Consider the following 16,765-nt stretch of genomic DNA (forward strand, 5'->3'; position numbering starts at 1 on the left):
CCGCGGAACGTCAGGCCCGGTCCCGGAGGGCCAGCACACTCGCGCCCGCCACCAGCGCCAGCCCCGCCGACACCACGATCGCGATGTCCGCGCCGTGCGCGAGCCCGCCCGTGGAGGTGACGATGGCGATGGTCAGGGCCACGCCGGCGCACGAACCGATGTAGCGGAGCGTCTGCTGTGCGCCCGAGCCCATCGCGGCGCGGGTCGCGGGGACGGACTCGACCGCGACGAGCGGCAGTGCGGCGTTGAGGAGTCCGCTGCCCACGCCGGAGATGAGGAAGCCGGGCAGCAGGCGGGTCCATGAACCGGCGTCGAGCGCGCCGAGCATCGTCAGGACACCGACCGCGTGCAGCGCGAAGCCGAGGGCGAGTTGGTGGCGCGGCGAGACCCGGCCCGCGAGGCGCCGTACCTGCAGCGCGACCCCGAAGGACAGTCCGGACCAGAGCAGGAACAGCCACGCCGTGTCCAGCGCGGACAGCCCCAGGGTCCGCTGGAGCAGCGCGGGCAGGAAGCTGAACAGGCCGATCACCGCGAAGCCGGTGAACAGACCGCTCACGGAGGAGGCGAGGAAGCGGCGGTGGCGGAGCAGGCCGAGGTCGATCATGGGCGTCGCGGTACGGCGTTCCACCAGGACGAACGCCGACGTCAGGACCAGGAACGCGGCCAGCAGGACGCCCACCGACGGGCGCAGCCAGCCGTCCCGGCCCAGGGTGAGCGCGGCCACCAGAGCGACCAGCGCGAGGCCGAAGGTCACCGCCCCCGCCAGGTCGGGGCGGCCGCCCCGGGAGGCCCGGGACTCGGTGAGGACCCGGGTGCCCAGCAGGGCGACCAGCAGCGCGGCGGCGCCCAGGACGGCGTACGCGACCCGCCAGTCCAGCGTCTGGGCGATCGTGCCCGCGAGCAGCGGGCCCAGGGCGATGCCGCCGCTGACGAACGCGCCCCACACGCCGGTCGCGTGCAGTCTGCCGCGCGGGGTCGGGAAGGCGTGCACGAGCAGGCCCAGGCTGCTGGCGAGGATCGCCGCGCTCGCCGCGCCCTGCGCGACCCGGGTCAGTGTGAAGAGCCAGGTGGAGGACGTGAGCGCGCCCAGGGCGGTGGTGATGCCGAGGGCGACCGTGCCGGAGAGGAAGATCCGGCGGCGGCCGTAGTCGTCGGCGAGGCTGCCCGCGACCAGGAGCAGCGCGGCCAGGCCCAGCGGGGTGCCGTTGAGCAGCCAGGCCTGGGCGGAGACCGGGGTGTGCAGTGCGGCGGCGGTGTCGGGGAGCGTGACCAGCGGCGCGGTGTACGTCATCAGGGCCACGGCGGTGGCGGCGCTGGTGACGGCGAGGGTGGCGGTCGCCCGCGGGGTGTCTCGCCCCGGGGGTGTCTCGGGGCGTGTGCCGGGGGGTGCCGAGGACCTCGTCACGGGGGTCGTGCGGTCGGGCTGGGACATGGCCTGCCTTTCGGGCTCCGGAGGGGGTGAGTGGCGAATAGGCGGGGAGTGGGTTCATTCAATGAACCAGCCTGTACGGGTCGACCGTAGCACCTTAGGTTCGTTCACTGAACCAACGTGTCGAAAAGTGGCTACAGTGGGGTCATGGCTCTCGGCAAGGACTACGCGACGCAGGAATGCTCGATCGCCCGCGCGCTCGAAATCGTCGGCGAGCGCTGGACGCTCCTCGTGGTGCGCGACGCGCTCTACGGCGTACGGCGCTACAACGACTTCCTCGTCCACCTCGGCATCCCGCGCGCCGTCCTCGCGGCCCGCCTCCAGACGCTCACCGCCGAGGGCGTCCTTGAGAAGCGCCGCTACCAGGAGTCGCCGCCGCGCGACGAGTACGTCCTCACCGACCGCGGCATCGCCTTGTGGCCGACCCTGCGCTCGCTCGGCCTGTGGGGCCGCGAGCACTACGGCGAGGTTCGGCTGCGGTACTTCCGGCACGCGACCTGCGGTACGGAACTCGGCTCGTACGGCGAATGTGCCACCTGCGGAACCATCGTCCCCGTCCCGGACGTCGAAATGGTGCCGGGACCCGGACTCGATCCGGACCCGGCGGATCCGGTCAGCCGGGCGCTGCTCAAGCCGAGGCGGTTGCTGGAGCCGATCGAGAGCGGTTCCGTGCTGCGGTAGGGCGGCAGCAGTAGGGCGGGTGCGAACTCGCGTACGACGCGTACGAGAGGAGGGGTGGTCCGTGGTCCGGAGCTGGGCGAACGTGCGTCCCGGGGCCCTCCTGCTCGTGCTGCTCCTCGAAGTCGCCGTGCTCGACAGCGGCTGCCTCCCGGCCGCCCTCGCCGTCGCGTTCACCGCGACCGCCGCGGCCGGTACCGCGCTCGCCGTCTGCGCCCTCATCGGCTCGCGCTGCGCGCCCGCCGTCCCGCGTACGCGGGTCCGTACGGCCATCCGCGACCGTGAGCACCGTACGGCGTTCCTGCCCCAACGCGATCCCGACGCCTCGGGGCGTCCGCGCCCCCGAGCGCCCGGGCGGGCCCTCCTGACGGCCACCGCGTAGGGAACTCCCCGGCTTCCCCAGCTCTCCAGCTCCCCAGGTCTCCAGTCGTACAGCCATGTCTGGGTACCCCGCGCGGGTCGTCATGCCGATGCGTCACCCCTCATCCCGGCACGACGAGACCCCGGAGGGCTCACCCATGTCCACGCCCATGTCCACAGCCATGTCCACAGCCGTGTCCACACCCATGTCCGCGTTCATGTCCGCTTTCGCCGGGCTGGTCGAGCGGCTCGCCGATCTGCTCGAGCCGCTGTTCCACGCCTCCGCGGCCGCCGCCGCGATCGTCCTGTTCACCGCGCTCGTACGACTGCTCGTGCATCCCCTGTCCCGGGCGGCGGCGCGCGGACAGCGGGCGCGTGCCGCGCTGCAGCCGCGGATCGTGGAGCTGCGCAAGAAGTACCGGAAGAGCCCTGAGAAGTTGCAGAAGGCGGTGCTGGAGTTGCACAAGGAGGAGAAGGTGTCGCCGCTGTCCGGGATTCTGCCCGGGCTTCTTCAGCTGCCGGCGTTCTTTCTTCTGTACCACCTGTTCTCCAGCTCCACCGTCGGCGGTGGCAGCAATGAGTTGCTGAGCCACCAGTTGTTCGCCGCGCCGCTCGGCGGTCGGTGGGCGGACGCGCTCAGGGGCGGGGGCGGTGGGGTGTTCGGTGCCGCCGGGCTCGTCTACCTCGGTCTGTTCGTGGTCGTCGCCGCTGTCGCCACCTTCAACTACCGGCGTACGAAGCGGACGATGGCCGCCTCGGCGCCCGCGGCCGGCGGTGCGGAGGTGCCCGGCCTCGGTGCGGTGAGCGCGTTTGTGCCGTTCCTGTCCTTCTTCACGCTGCTGACCGTGGCGGTGGTGCCGTTGGCCGCCGCGCTGTACGTGGTGACCAGTACGACGTGGAGTGCCGTGGAGCGGGTCGTGCTGTATCCCTGAAGGGGTGGGCTCGGTCCAGTCCGTGAACGAGGTATTGCGGGCTGGGCGTCCAGCTTGGAGGATCGACCAGTCCTCCGATGGCTGCACCCATCGGAGGCTGCCCACGATCGAGGGAGATTGTGATCATGAAGCTGCTGCGAGTCGGTACGGCGGGATCGGAGCGGCCCGCGCTGCTCGACGCCGAAGGGATTCTTCGGGATCTGTCGGGTGTCGTGCCGGACATCGACGGGGCGCTGCTCGCCGACGACGCGGCGCTCGGCCGGGTCCGTGCGGCCGCCGAGTCCGGGGAGCTGCCCGCGCTGGACGCGGACGGGCTGCGCGTCGGGCCGCCGCTCGCCCGGATCGGCAAGATCGTCTGCATTGGGCTCAACTACCACGACCATGCCCGCGAGACCGGGGCGGAGCCGCCCGCCGAGCCGGTGATCTTCTTCAAGGCGGCCGACACGGTGGTCGGGCCGCACGACACCGTGCTCGTGCCGCGCGGGTCGGTCAAGACCGACTGGGAGGTCGAACTCGCGGTCGTCATCGGGCGCACCGCCCGCTATCTGGAGTCGCACGAGGAGGCGCTCGCGCATGTCGCCGGGTACGCGGTGGCGCACGACGTCTCCGAGCGGGAGTTCCAGATCGAGCGCGGGGGGACGTGGGACAAGGGGAAGAACTGCGAGACGTTCAATCCGCTGGGGCCGTGGCTGGTGACGGCGGACGAGGTGGCCGACCCGCAGGATCTGTCGCTGAAGCTGTGGGTGAACGGTCAGCTGAAGCAGGACGGGACCACGGCCGAGCAGATCTTCTCGGTGGCGGAAGTGGTGCGGTACGTCAGTCAGTTCATGACGCTTTATCCGGGGGATGTCATCAATACGGGGACGCCGGCGGGGGTGGCGTTGGGGCGGCCTGAGCCCAAGCCGTATCTGCGGGCCGGGGATGTGGTGGAGTTGGAGATCGGGGGGTTGGGGCGGCAGCGGCAGGAGTTCAAACCGGCGTAGGCGCTCCGCTGGGTTGGGCGGGGGGTGCTGGTGGGTTTGGGGTGCGTTGTCGGGCGCCGGTTCGTTGTGGCTGGTCGCGCAGTTCCCCGCGCCCCTTAAAACCCTTCCGTTCCCCGTGCTTCAACGTTCCGTAGGTCATCGCGACCCTTTTGCGCAGTTCCCCGCGCCCCTGAAGACAGGGGCGCGGGTGTGACCCTAGCTTTCCAGGAACTGCTTCAGTGCCTTGACGACCATGGCGTGGTCCTCCAGTTGTGGCAGTCCCGATACCACCACCGTGCCGATGACGCCCGCACCCTCGACCGTGAGGGGGAACGCGCCGCCGTGGGCCGCGTAGGTGTCGGGGTCGAGGCGGGAGGAGGCCTCGAAGGTGGTGCCCTTGGCGCGGAAGCGGGTGCCGACCAGGAGGGACGAGCAGCCGTAGCGCTCGACGACGCGGCGCTTGCGGTCGATCCAGGCGTCGTTGTCCGGGGTCGAGCCGGGCAGTGCCGCGTGGAAGAGCTGCTGGCCGCCGCGGCGGATGTCGATGGCGACCGGGGCGGCGGCCTCGCGCGCCATGTCCACCAGCAGGGTGCCGAGGGCCCACGCGTCGTCGTAGGTGAAGTGGGGGAGGACCAGTTGCTCCTCCTGAGTCTCCAGATCGGCGATCAGGCCGGACAGGTCCTGGGCGTCCCGGGCGTCCTGGGTGTTCACAGGGACACCACCGTGCCCTCGGCGGCGGAGCGGCGGGCCGCCTCCAGTACGTCGAGGGCGGCCGCGGCCTCCAGCGCGGTGACCGGGTTCGGGGCGCCGTCGCGGAGGGCGGCGGCGATGGCCGCGTAGTACGCGGGGTACGCGCCCGGGAGGCTGGGCTCGGGACGGCCGCCACCCGTGAGCGGGGACTCGCCGGAGCCGACGCGGCCCCAGAGGGACTCCGGTTCGACTCCCCAGTCGGCCGTGCTGCCGGGGCGCTTGCCGTCGCGCAGGTCGGCCTCCTGCGGGTCCAGGTTGTACTTCACGTAACCGGCCTGCGAGCCCAGGACGCGGAAGCGCGGGCCGAGCTGGGCGGTCGTCGCGGAGACGTAGAGGTGGGAACGGACCCCGTTCGTGTGCGTGATCGCGATGAAGGTGTCGTCGTCGGTCTGCGCGCCGGGGCGGCGGATGTCCCTCTCGGTGTACACCGAGGCGGCGGGGCCGAAGAGGACGAGGGCCTGGTCGACGAGGTGGCTGCCGAGGTCGTAGAGGAGACCTCCGATCTCTGCCGGGTCGCCGGACTCGCGCCAGCCCCCCTTGGGCTGCGGGCGCCACCGCTCGAAACGGGACTCGAAGCGCCATACGTCGCCCAGCTCGCCCTCGGCGAGCAGCTTGCGGACGGTCAGGAAGTCGTTGTCCCAGCGGCGGTTCTGGAAGACGGAGAGGAGAAGGCCGAGTTCGTCGGCCAGTGCGGCCAGCTCGCGGGCCTCCGCCGCCGTACCGGCGATGGGCTTGTCGACGACGACCGGCAGGCCCGCCTTGAGGGCGGTGGTGGCGAGCGGGACGTGGGTCTTGTTCGGGGAGGCGATGACGATCAGGTCCAGCTCGTCGGCGCGCGCCCAGAGCTCTTCGGGCGTGGCGGCGATACCGACTCCGTCGCCGAACTCGGCGCGGGCCTGCTCCTGTCGGTCCGGGTTCGAGGTGACGATCGTGTCCAGGGCCAGGCCCTCGGTCGTGGCGATCAGTGGGGCGTGGAAGAGGGAGCCGGCGAGGCCGTAACCGATGAGGCCGACGCGGAGGGGAGTACCAGTCATGCCGTCTACTTTCGCAACGCTGTTGCCAAAGTGCAAGCGCGGGGGACAATGGCCTACGTGAACAGGACCAATGCCGAGTCGGGAGTCAATCTGCTCGCCCTGCGCAGCCACAACGGGGCGCTGGTGCTCGATCTGCTGCGCACGGCCGGGGAGGGCGGCATCAGCCGGCTCGAACTCGCCGAGCGCACCGGACTGACCCCGCAGGCCGTCAGCAAGATCACCGCCCGGCTGCGGGCGGACGGACTGGCGGCGGAGGCGGGGCGCCGCGCGTCGACCGGCGGCAAGCCGCGTACCGTGCTGCGGCTCGTACCCGAGGCCGGGCACGCGGTCGGGCTCCACCTCGACCGGGACGAGGTGACGGTCGTGCTCTGCGATCTCGCGGGGGCGGTGGTCGCCGAGCGGCGGGTTCCGCTCGATCTGGGGGCCGGGGCGGAGGCGGTCGTCGAGTCGGCGGCGCGGGAGGTCGAGGCGCTGCTCGCGGGGGCGGGGGTGTCCGCACTGGGCGTGGGCGTCGCCCTGCCCGGGCCGCTGGACCATGTCCGGGGCGTGCTGCATCGGGTCACCGGGTTTCCCGAGTGGGACGGGTTTCCGCTGCGGGATGCGCTGGCGGGGCGGCTGGGGGTGCCTGTGGTGGTGGACAAGGACACGAACGCGGCCGCGCTGGGGATCGCGGTGGTGGGGGGTGAGGGCGGAGCCGGGGAGCCGGGCGCCGGCGCTTCCGGCTCTTTCGCCTCCTTCAGCTCCTCCGACTCCTTCGCCTATCTGCACCTCGGTACGGGGCTCGGGGCGGGGCTCGTGATCGGTGGGGGTGTGCATCGGGGGGCGCGCACCGGGGCGGGGGAGTTCGGCCATCAGGTCATTCAGCTGGACGGGCCCCGGTGCGGCTGTGGCAACCGTGGCTGTATCGAGGCGTTGTGCCTCGCCGCGGTGGACCGTGGCGCGCTGGGTGAGGCGGCGCGGGTGCTCGGGGTGGGCGCCGCGAATCTGGTGGGGCTCTTGGACATCGACCTCGTGCTGCTCGGCGGGCGTACCGTCGCGGCGCATCAGGAGGCGTTCGTACGGGGTGTCGGTGCCGTTCTGGAGGAACGGGCTCGGCTGGAGGGAGTGGACGACGGGGCGGTTCCGGTGCGGGTCGCGCCCGGCGGGGCGCGCGGGGTCGCTGAGGGGGCGGCGCAGTTGCTGCTGGCGCCGTTGTTCGGGCGCGGGGAGGGGTGAGGGGGCGGGTGTTCTTCACTCCGGGCGGACGGGACTCCGGGCATGGAACTGCGGGCGGACGGGACTCCGGGCGGACGGGCTGAGCGGCTCGGCCGATCGAGGGGATTTCCGGGGCCGAGTGGGGTGTATCGCGGGCGTGGCGGGGTGGTGAAGGCCGACCGGCGTGGGACGGTCACGGGGCCGTTGCCCTGTACCGCCTGACGCTCCCGATCCCCCTTCCCGCCGCCCTTGATCGGCAAAGGCCCCTCATGCGACTGCGCAAGACCAGCCCCTTCGCCCTGACCGCCGTTGCCCCCGCCCTGGGCCTCGCGCTCGCGCCGACGCCCGCCGCCCATGCGCTCACCCCCCTCGGCGCCACCGCGACCCCCCGCCCCACCTGTGCCGAGCCCGACACCCGGGCCTTCCCCATCAAGACCCGGATCCACGGGGGACCCGACGCCTACGACGTCGGCGGCGACTTCCGGACCTGGTACATCGACCTGACCAACACCACCGCGCACACCTGCGGCAACATCCACCCGATCGTCGTACTCGTGGACAGCAGGCGGGCGCTGCGGCCGGAGCAGACGCGGCTGGAGTTCTACGAGGGGGAGCGCACGCATCCCGTCGCGTTCGAGAAGAGCGACCAGGACGAGAACGTCGGGGCATTCGACGACGGGTTCCCCGGGTTCACGGTCGGACCGGGCCGGACGCTGACCGTGAAGGTCCGGCTCTCCGTGACCTCCGACGCCGCCGTGCCGAACGACGTCATCGCCAACGCGGCCGTGGTGCAGCGGCACAACAACGACGGGGACTGGGTGGGGGAGTCGAACGAGTACCGGTTCCGGATCGACGACGTGAGCAAGGCGAGCGACGGCGGCGTCGTAGACGGTGGGGGCAGCGGGGGCAGTGGGGGCAGCGGTGGCGCCGACGATGGCGGAGGCGGCGGCGGTACGAGCGCGTCTCCCGACCGCAGCGGCACCGGCACCGGCAGTGGCACCGGCAGTAGTACCGGCAGTAGTACCGGCAGTGCCACCAGCCCCGGTGGCGGCGGCGGTGGCGGCGCGGGCGGTGACAGCGACGCCGTAGGACGGGATCGGGACGGGTCCTCGTCCGCGGACGAGTTGGCCAGCACCGGGCCGCGCGGGTTCGGCCTGGCGGTGGGCCTCGGCCTGTTCGCCGCCGGGGGCATTCTGCTCGTGGCCTCCCGCTGGTCCCGGTTCCGGCGCCGGTGAGACCAGAGACCCGGGCCGCGGACCCGGGCCAGTGGCGCGAGAACGATCACACGATCAAACGAGGTCGACAAGATCCGCGATGGAGTCCACGACCTTGGTCGGGCGGTACGGGTAGCGGTCGATGTCGCCCTTGCCCGTGAGTCCGGTGAGGACCAGGAACGTCTCCATCCCGGCCTCCAGGCCCGCCAGCACATCTGTGTCCATGCGGTCACCGATCATGGCGGAGGTCTCGGAATGCGCTCCGATGACGTTCAGTCCGGTCCGCATCATCAACGGGTTCGGCTTGCCGACGAAGTACGGCTCCTTGCCGGTCGCCTTCGTGATCAGTGCGGCGACGGAACCGGTCGCGGGCAGGGCGCCCTCGGGAGAGGGTCCCGTGTTGTCCGGGTTGGTGGCGATGAACCGGGCGCCGTCGTTGATGAGCCGGATCGCCTTCGTCAGCGCCTCGAACGAATAGGTCCGAGTTTCACCCAGGATCACGAAATCTGGGTCCGAATCGCTCAGCACGTAGCCGACGTCGTGCAGCGCGGTCGTCAGCCCGGCCTCACCGATGACGTACGCGGTGCCGCCGGGGTGCTGGGTGTCCAGGAACTTGGCGGTCGCCAGAGCGGAGGTCCAGATGTTCTGCACCGGCACGTCGAGGCCGATCCGGTTCAGCCGGGCCTGTAGGTCGCGCGCCGTGTAGATCGAGTTGTTGGTGAGCACGAGGAAGGGCTTGCCGGACTCACGCAGTTTCTTTATGAAGGCGTCGGCTCCGGGCACCGGAACCCCCTCGTGCATGAGCACGCCGTCCATGTCGGTGAGCCACGATTCGATGGGCTTGCGCTCTGTCATGGGTGCGGACTCCTGCCCTGTTGGCCTGTGGAGTGGCCATGGTATTCGTTCATCAGGTCGAAGGCCGGTGGCTTGACCAGGGACTTCACCGCACCCCTGCGATGACGGGACTCGCCCGTGGAGGATCAACCTCAGTGCCTCCACAGGATCTCGATCAGCTCAGGTCGGAATGCCCCTCGCTGCCCTTGGGCGCGCGCCGGACCATGGGCGCGCCAAACCATTTGGGACCCGTATGGAGCAGTCGGCGGCCTCTGAGGATGCGCTCCGCGGGCCGGAGGGGGAGTCTCCAGGTATCTGGAGGTTCACGATGAGTTCATGTCGACTCGCTCTCTGTACGCGACTCACTCTCTGTGCCGGTGCGGTGCTCACGGCGGCGTTCACCGCGGCGCTCACTCCCACGGCGTTCGCGGCTGACGGCGGTGTCTCCGTCGTCCCCGCGTCCCCGGCCCCTGGCAGCGACATCCAGTTGCGGGCGTCGGGCTGCGCGGGGACGACCGGTACCGCGGTCTCCTCGGCGTTCGTCGTGGACGCGCAACTCACGGGCCAGGGCGGAGGGCAGGGCGGGGCGCTCGTCGGCGAGACCCGCGTCCGCTCGTCGCTCGCGGCGGGCACGTATGACATCAAGGTCAGTTGCGACGGCCGCCAGAACCGGGTCACCGGCACGGTCACGGTCGTCGCGCCGGGCGGGTCGGCCTCCTCGGTGTCCGCCCCCGCCGTCCCCGTGCGCCCCACCGCGTTCGCCTCGCCCGTCGCCCCCGTGCATGCGGGCGGCGGCGGCACCGCGCACTTCGCCTCCGTGGACGCCCGGGGAACGGGCCCCGGCACCAAGCAGGCGGTGATCGGCCTCGTCCTTGCGAGCGTCGCCGCGGTGGTGGTGGCGGTCCGCAGTGCGCGCCGGGGCCACGACACCCGCGACTGACAGGTCCGACGACATGCCAGGCGACATACCAGGCGACATACCTGACGACACGGCCGACGACATGTGTGTGAACGAGCGTTCTTCCGGCGCCGGGCGGCTGCTGACCGGTGTCGCCTGGGTGGTGCTGCTGCTCGGGCTGTGGCTGTGGGGCCGCGAGGTGACCGACGTACGGCAGGGGATGTCGGCGCCGGCGACGGGGGACATCGCGGCGGTCGGACGGCCGCCCGAGGTGCGGCTGCCGCCCCCGCTGAAGCCGATGGCGAACGCCCTGCCGCAGCGCATCGACATTCCGTCGATGGGGGTGCAGGCACCGGTCGTGGGCCGCGGGCTGGACGCGCGGGGGGCGATCGATCCGCCGCCCTTCGGCCAGTCGGGCGTGGTCGGCTGGTACGCCGCCGGAGTGCGGCCGGGGGCGGCCGGGACCGCGCTGTTCGTGGGGCACGTCGACACCGCGACCAGGCCCGCGGTCTTCTACAAACTCAGCGCGGTACGGCCGGGCCAGAAGGTCCGGGTGGTCCGCGACGACGGGACGGTCGCCGACTTCACCGTGGACGACGTCCAGGTCTTCCCGCGCGACCACTTCGACGCGCAACAGGCCTACGGGCCACGGCAGTCGGGGCGGGCGGAGCTGCGCCTCGTCACCTGCGGCGGCACCTTCGACCGGGTGAACCGCACCTACACCGCGAACGTGGTCGTGTCGGCGTACCTCACCGGCCGCGGGCGGTGACCGGGCGCCGTCCACCCGGCCCGGTCGGCGACCCGCTCCCCCCGGGGCCGCCGACCGGACTGGTCCTCGACCGCGCGCGCACGGGATGCGGGAGTAACCCGGCGACCGGCGCGGGAGGTTCTTGGGCCATTTGAGGCAACTCTAGAACGTATGAGCGTCCTGGCCTAGAGGGTGTTTGACGCCAGGTCGACGACTCGTCGCGCTGTGTGACCGGTGCGGGCGGCGGTCGCTTCCGTATGGATTACGGGTGTAACAGCTCTCCGACAAGGTTTGGGTGATCTCGTGGGCGAGGCGACGCCTATGTCACGATTGGCCCTTAGGACAGTGCACCCGAGGGGGAGTTGCATGAACGGCAGCAGGGGGGCCGGGGCACGGGCGTCCGTTGCGGTGGTGGGGGCGTTCTTGCTGTTCGCGGGGTGCTCCTCCGCGGGAGGCGGCGGAGACAAGAGCGACGGCAGTGGTGGCTCCGGTTCAAAGATCACACAGCAGCCGAAGAATTCCGACCCGTTCTGGGTCAACCCGGCGGGCAACGCGGCCGAGCAGGTCGCCGCGTACGTCAAGGCGGGCAGGACGGACGACGCCGAGCAGATCCGCAAGATCGCCGAACAGCCGACCGGCGAGTGGATCGGTACGGAGAATCCGGAGCAGGAGGCGCGCGGCTTCACCGAGGCGGCGCAGCAGGCCGGCCGGGCCGCCATCCTGGTCCTCTACAACATCCCGCACCGCGACTGCGGCCAGTTCTCGCAAGGAGGTGCCGCGGACGGCAACACGTACCGGGCCTGGATCGACGGGGTCGCCCGCGGTATCGAGGACCGGCCCGCCACGGTGATCCTGGAGCCGGACGCGATCCTGCACCTGGTCAACCAGTGCACGCCGGCCCAGTTCCAGGAGGAGCGGTACTTCCTCCTCAAGACCGCGATCACCAGGCTCAAGTCCCTGAAGAACACGAAGGTGTACCTGGACGCGGGCAACGCGGGCTGGGGCCACCCCGACCAGATCTTCCAGCCGCTGAAGCAGGCGGGCATCGACCAGGCCGACGGCTTCGCGGTCAACGTCTCCAACTTCTACTCGACCCAGGACTCCCTCGCGTACGGCAAGCAGCTGTCCGCGAAGGTCGGCGGCAAGCACTTCGTCATCGACACCAGCCGCAACGGAAACGGTCCCTACACGGCCGGTAAGGCCGAGGAGAACTGGTGCAATCCGCCGGGGCGGGCGCTGGGTGAGAGCCCGACGACCAAGACCGCCGATCCGCTGGTCGACGCGTATCTGTGGGTCAAGCGGCCCGGTGAGTCGGACGGCACGTGCAAGGGCGGGCCGCAGGCGGGGGACTGGTGGCCGGAGTACGCGCTGAAGCTGGCCAAGGCATCCGACTAGCCCGTATGTGAAGGGGGGCGCCCTCTGCCGGACCTGAACTCGGCGGAGGGCGCCCCCAGTCACGTAACTCCCAGAAAATCAGGGCACCTCGACCCACTGGGCCTTGCTCGGTGTGCCCTGGTCGTCCGTCACGAACAGCATGTACCAGCCGGACTCCACCAGGTTCCGGCTCTTCGGCACGGTCACCGTGATTCCGCTCTTCGTCTTCTTGAAGTCCAGCGCGATGGAACGCTGGTCGACGTCGGTGACATGGGTGGACGCGCTCGGCCGGATCAGCCGGGCCGTCCTGATGGTCGAGGCGTGCTGGGAGGTGAAGGTCCCGGACGCGCCGCGGGCGATCGTCTGGGGGCCGCCGGAGAGATCGGGCCGCGAGTCCCGGTAGAGGTACGGCGGCGTGTAGATCTCGATGCGCTGCTCGAACGTGGCCGGTTTGGTGTTGGCCTTGTCCGCGTAGAGCGAGTTGGAGCCGAAGAACATCACGCGGCCGTCGGGCAGCAGGATCGAGCCCGAGTGGTAGTTGCGGCCCACCAGCGGGTCGGCGACCCGGTCGAAGGTGTTGGTCCTTCCGTTGTAGATCCGGGCCTGGAGGATGTTGGAGTCGCTGCGCCCGCGGTAGTCCTCGGAGCCGCCCGAGACGAGGACGGTGTCGTCGGGCAGGATCGAGGACTGCGGGTAGCGGGTGCCCTTCTCCAGCTCGGGCCCGTCCACGAACTTCGGATTCTTGTCCTTGAGGTCGATCAGCCGGGTCTTCTTGCTGGACAGCTTGGACTCGCCGACCCCGCCGCCGCCGATCACCATGTACTTCTCGTCCTGTGCGGGCGGCAGCAGCACCGTGCCGGAGGTCTCCATCATGTTGGGGTCGCTCAGGCCCGGCAGCTTGGTGAACTTGTTGGTCGCCACGTCCCAGATGCCGGGGTCGCGGCCCACGTTGTCCGGTCCGTAGCCCGCGTTCGAGCCCGAGTAGAACATCTCGCCGTTCTGCATCAGGGAGATCGCCGGGTAGGTCGGGAACTGGCGGACGCCCTTGGTGTACGTCCACTTCTTGGTCTTCGGGTCGAACACCTCGTTCTTGCCCGGGACCAGCTGGCCGATCTCGTCCAGACCGGAGAGGCTGAGGATCTTGCCGTCGCTCATGGTGGTGAGCGTCGGGTACCAGCGGGCCTCGTTCATCGGGTCGACCTTGATGTACCTCTCGGCGACCGGATCGAACTCGTACGCGTCCCGGATGCCCTGGAAGTCCTTCTTGTCCAGGGCGAGCTTCTGTGCGATGCCGTAGGTGTTGCGGGCGTCGGCGCCGGTCAGGCCCTGGACGCGGTAGTTGTCCTGGGTGCCCGTCTCGTACTTCTGGCCGCTCTGCTGGGCCTCGACGTAGATACGGCCGAGACCCGGGTCGTTGCGCAGGAACTTGCCGGTCGCCTTGTCGAACACCTTCGTCGCGCGCGGGACGAGCACCGGGTCCTTGGAGACGAAGGTCTTGCTGTTCTCCTTGCCGGTGAACCTGGTGCCCGCGGGCAGCGTGATCGGCTTGTCCGGGTTCTCGTTGTGGACGACCATCAGACCGCCGGCCTTGGTGACGTCACCCTTCAGCGTCTCGTAGCGCTTGGTGCCGCCCGCGATCAGCAGATTGCCGTTGGCGAGCTGCGTGTGGCCCGTGCAGAACAGGTCGGCCGGCGTCGGGATCTTCTTGATGGTGCCCTTGACCGGGTCCCAGATCCGCGTGTCGAACTTCTTCGCGTCGAAGTTGTCCTGATTGTTGCCCGAGCCCGCGATCAGCAGGATCTTGCCGGTGTGCAGAAGCGCCGCGTGGATGGTGTTCTGTCTGTACTCCTTGGGGAACTGGATGATGTCCCAGTGCCCGTTCTTGGCCTTGTACTCGGGCTTGTTGATCGTGTACTCGTGGTACTTCTCCGTGCCGAAGCGGTACACCCACGGCCCGTTCATCCCGGCCAGCGCGAGCACCACCGCCCCGCCTATCGCAAGACGACGAGCACGGCGGCGACGGGCACCGTCTTTCATTTGTTACGTCCCCCAAGGGAAATCTGCATGGTCTGGTCGTTGCCTCCGCCACCCTCGCCTCCCTCGCCGCCCCTGTTGGCGGCGGCCCAGCTGGGCTTCTGCTGCGGGGCATGCGGGGCATGCGGGGCGGGCTGCTCCGGCTGGGGCGCCGAGGACGGGGCCTGGGGCGCAGAGGACTGAGCGGGCAGCGGCCCCGTCTCCTCGGGCGAGGACGGCGGCACCGGAGGCTTCTTCCTCGCCTGGCGCAGGGTCCATTGCCAGGCGAGGATCGGCGAGGCGGTGATCAGCAGGGCGAAGGAGGCCCAGGTGATCATCGCGGGGTGGGAGTGCCCGAGCAGCAGTCCGGCGACGATCGAGCCGGCGAAGACCAGAATGAAGAACAGGTGGATCCGGAAGGTCCCGAACAATGTGTCGGGGCTGGCCGAATCACCCTTGGGGGTCACCACGAACCTGCTCTTGCGGCGCAGCACCGCGTCCATCAGCGAGCGGGCGTAGATCGGTGCGGAGAGCGCCGACATGATCATGCCCGCCACACCGCCGGAGCCCTCGGGCTCGTGCGGGGAGACGTTGTGCCGGCGGTTCCACACGTACAGGCCGATCTGCAGAGCGGAGGCGTTGCCGTAGAGCATCAGCCAGACCGTCGGGTCGATGTTGACGCCCGATGCGCCCAGGCCCAGGAAGAGCGCGCAGCTCAGTGCCGCGAGGATCCAGTTGAGGGCGGACATCGGGTAGAAGATGATCATCATGGTGTAGTTGAAGAGCCTGCTCGGCGGCAGTGAGAAGAAGCCCTTCCAGTACTGCTTGAGGATCGTCTCGTACGTACCTCGGGACCAGCGCAGCTGCTGGGTGAAGAAGTCCGTCCAGGCGTTCGGGCCCTCGCCGACCGCGAGGACGTCCGGGGTGTAGACCGAGCGCCACTTCCTGCCCGTGGCCGGGTTCTTCGCGCGGTGCATCTCGAAGCCGGTCGCCATGTCCTCGGTGATCGAGTCGTACAGACCGCCGATCTGCTTGAGCGCCTTGATGCGTACGGCGTTGGAGGTGCCCACGAACATCGGCGCGCCGTAGCGGTTGCCGGCCCGCTGGATCAGCGCGTGGAAGAGGAACTGCTGGGACTCGGCCGCCTTGGTGATGGGGTTGTCGTAGTTGCCGTAGACCTGCGGGCCGATGACGAAGCCGACGTCCGGGTCGCGGAAGAAGCCGAGCATCCGCTCCAGGTAGTTGGGCAGCGGTACGTGGTCGGTGTCGACGGAGGCGAAGTAGTCGTACTGGTCGCCGTGGGCCTCCAGCCAGGCGTTGTAGTTGCCGTGCTTGGTCTTGGCGCGGTGCGGGCCCTTGGCCTGGTTCCACTTCGCGACGCCCTTGCGGGAGAAGTGGTGCACGCCCAGGCGCTTGCAGACCTCCTTCACCTCGGGGTCGTCACCCTCGTCGAGGAGCCAGACGTGCAGAAGACCCCGGTGGCGCAGCTTGACGGCCGCCTCCAGGGTCTTCGTCACCATCGCGAGCGGCTCCTTGCCGGGTACGAAGGAGGTGAGGAAGGCGACTCTGGTGCCGGTCTCGGGGACCACCGGGATCGGGTCGCGGGCGACCAGGGTCGCGTGCGCGTTCGACAGTACGTTCATGCAGCGGAAGAACTCGATCAGACCGATCGAGACCAGCATCACGATGTCGAGGGCCGGCAGGAAGTCGTAGGCCGGGTAGTCGCGTTCGGTCCAGTGCTCCGGCTGGAGCAGCCAGCCCAGCAGGATGAGTGACAGCAGCGGCGCGGCGCCCAGCATCAGAGCGGCTCGTATGCGGTGCGGCTCCTGGGACAGCAGCGAGCGGTACTGCACCTTGTACGGCTTGTTCGGGTCGGGCTGTGTGAGGGGTCCCGCGAGTCGGCTGTAGTGCTCGTAGTCGTATCTCGGCAGGGTCTTCTTGATTCTGCGGAAGCTGCCGGTCCGGTGCGACGGCACGCGGAGCTGGGTCGTTTCTGACGGGTCGAAGTTCTGCCGGGCGCCGGTCGGCGTCGACGTCATGAGTTATCCCCCCGCACGCACGATCGAGTGCGTGTTCGTCGGTTCTTGGCGCCCGTTCGGGTCCCCCTCGACCGTCCCGGACGCATCGCTGGCTGGTCGGCGTCACCACATCATTCCCACCAAATGGACATGAAACGACGACCTTCCGGTTGCACGATGCCCCCCTCGGCATCGGATCATGAACGGGACCCCCAGCCCCCATGGCCGCAACCGGTCAAAACCCCCAACTGTCATGTATCGACAGTCCCTTGAAGCCCAGGGTTCTACGCCGTTCATCATGATCGCAAGATGCGAAACGCGCTGTTA

Annotated in this window: 15 protein-coding genes; 9 read left to right on the plus strand and 6 right to left on the minus strand. The window is 70.0% G+C overall.

The genetic code is table 11. From position 1 onward, the window contains the following. Positions 1–10: 10 nt before the first annotated feature. The gene (locus OG747_RS28110) at positions 11–1,432 is read right to left on the minus strand and encodes an MFS transporter (protein ID WP_405882173.1); all 1,422 of its coding nucleotides are present in this window, start codon (positions 1,430–1,432) and stop codon (positions 11–13) included. Between the two features lie 144 nt (positions 1,433–1,576). On the opposite strand from OG747_RS28110, the gene OG747_RS28115 reads away from it, so the two are divergent. From OG747_RS28115 to OG747_RS28130, 4 genes are all read left to right on the plus strand, one after another. Then, positions 1,577–2,110, plus strand: coding sequence for a winged helix-turn-helix transcriptional regulator (locus OG747_RS28115; protein ID WP_405882174.1), 534 nt, complete (start codon positions 1,577–1,579; stop codon positions 2,108–2,110). A 61-nt stretch (positions 2,111–2,171) separates the two neighbouring features. Further along, complete coding sequence (locus OG747_RS28120) at positions 2,172–2,489, plus strand: DUF6412 domain-containing protein (RefSeq protein WP_405882175.1); 318 nt, start codon at positions 2,172–2,174, stop codon at positions 2,487–2,489. 196 nt (positions 2,490–2,685) lie between these two features. Beyond that, complete coding sequence (locus OG747_RS28125; protein WP_405885706.1) at positions 2,686–3,399, plus strand: YidC/Oxa1 family membrane protein insertase; 714 nt, start codon at positions 2,686–2,688, stop codon at positions 3,397–3,399. Positions 3,400–3,524: 125 nt separating this feature from the next. Further along, positions 3,525–4,382, plus strand: a complete 858-nt coding sequence (locus OG747_RS28130) for a fumarylacetoacetate hydrolase family protein (protein ID WP_405882176.1) — start codon at positions 3,525–3,527, stop codon at positions 4,380–4,382. A 195-nt stretch (positions 4,383–4,577) separates the two neighbouring features. Here the strand turns inward: OG747_RS28130 and OG747_RS28135 are convergent, their stop codons facing one another. Continuing rightward, entirely contained in the window at positions 4,578–5,072 is a 495-nt protein-coding gene (locus OG747_RS28135; protein WP_405882177.1) for a heme-degrading domain-containing protein, read from the minus strand. Then, a complete protein-coding gene (locus OG747_RS28140) occupies positions 5,069–6,145 on the minus strand; it encodes a Gfo/Idh/MocA family oxidoreductase (protein WP_405882178.1) in 1,077 nt (358 codons plus the stop codon). The genes OG747_RS28135 and OG747_RS28140 overlap by 4 nt, the downstream gene beginning before the upstream one ends. A gap of 48 nt (positions 6,146–6,193) precedes the next feature. Between OG747_RS28140 and OG747_RS28145 the strand changes: the two genes are divergently transcribed. Together OG747_RS28145 and OG747_RS28150 are read left to right on the plus strand one after the other, a co-directional pair. Further along, the gene (locus tag OG747_RS28145; RefSeq protein WP_405882179.1) at positions 6,194–7,360 is read left to right on the plus strand and encodes an ROK family protein; all 1,167 of its coding nucleotides are present in this window, start codon (positions 6,194–6,196) and stop codon (positions 7,358–7,360) included. A gap of 248 nt (positions 7,361–7,608) precedes the next feature. Continuing rightward, positions 7,609–8,574 (plus strand): hypothetical protein, encoded by a 966-nt coding sequence (locus OG747_RS28150; protein WP_405882180.1) that lies wholly within the window; start codon positions 7,609–7,611, stop codon positions 8,572–8,574. A 54-nt stretch (positions 8,575–8,628) separates the two neighbouring features. Here the strand turns inward: OG747_RS28150 and OG747_RS28155 are convergent, their stop codons facing one another. Further along, on the minus strand, positions 8,629–9,408 hold the full coding sequence (locus OG747_RS28155) for an HAD-IIA family hydrolase (RefSeq protein WP_405882181.1): 780 nt from the start codon (positions 9,406–9,408) through the stop codon (positions 8,629–8,631). Positions 9,409–9,715: 307 nt separating this feature from the next. On the opposite strand from OG747_RS28155, the gene OG747_RS28160 reads away from it, so the two are divergent. The 3 genes from OG747_RS28160 to OG747_RS28170 all read left to right on the plus strand — a co-directional run bounded on the left by OG747_RS28160 (position 9,716) and on the right by OG747_RS28170 (position 12,428). Next, entirely contained in the window at positions 9,716–10,327 is a 612-nt protein-coding gene (locus tag OG747_RS28160) for a hypothetical protein (protein ID WP_405882182.1), read from the plus strand. Positions 10,328–10,388: 61 nt separating this feature from the next. Next, entirely contained in the window at positions 10,389–11,054 is a 666-nt protein-coding gene (locus tag OG747_RS28165) for a class F sortase (protein ID WP_405885707.1), read from the plus strand. Between the two features lie 345 nt (positions 11,055–11,399). Continuing rightward, entirely contained in the window at positions 11,400–12,428 is a 1,029-nt protein-coding gene (locus OG747_RS28170) for a glycoside hydrolase family 6 protein (RefSeq protein ID WP_405882183.1), read from the plus strand. A gap of 78 nt (positions 12,429–12,506) precedes the next feature. Here the strand turns inward: OG747_RS28170 and OG747_RS28175 are convergent, their stop codons facing one another. Then, positions 12,507–14,444 carry a galactose oxidase-like domain-containing protein gene (locus tag OG747_RS28175; protein ID WP_405882184.1) on the minus strand — a complete coding sequence of 646 codons (1,938 nt, stop codon included), beginning with the start codon at positions 14,442–14,444 and terminating at the stop codon, positions 12,507–12,509. Further along, entirely contained in the window at positions 14,441–16,459 is a 2,019-nt protein-coding gene (locus tag OG747_RS28180) for a glycosyltransferase family 2 protein (protein ID WP_405882185.1), read from the minus strand. The genes OG747_RS28175 and OG747_RS28180 overlap by 4 nt, the downstream gene beginning before the upstream one ends. Positions 16,460–16,765: the final 306 nt, after the last annotated feature.

Source organism: Streptomyces sp. NBC_01384 (assembly GCF_045040035.1).
Taxonomy (GTDB): Bacteria; Actinomycetota; Actinomycetes; order Streptomycetales; family Streptomycetaceae; genus Streptomyces.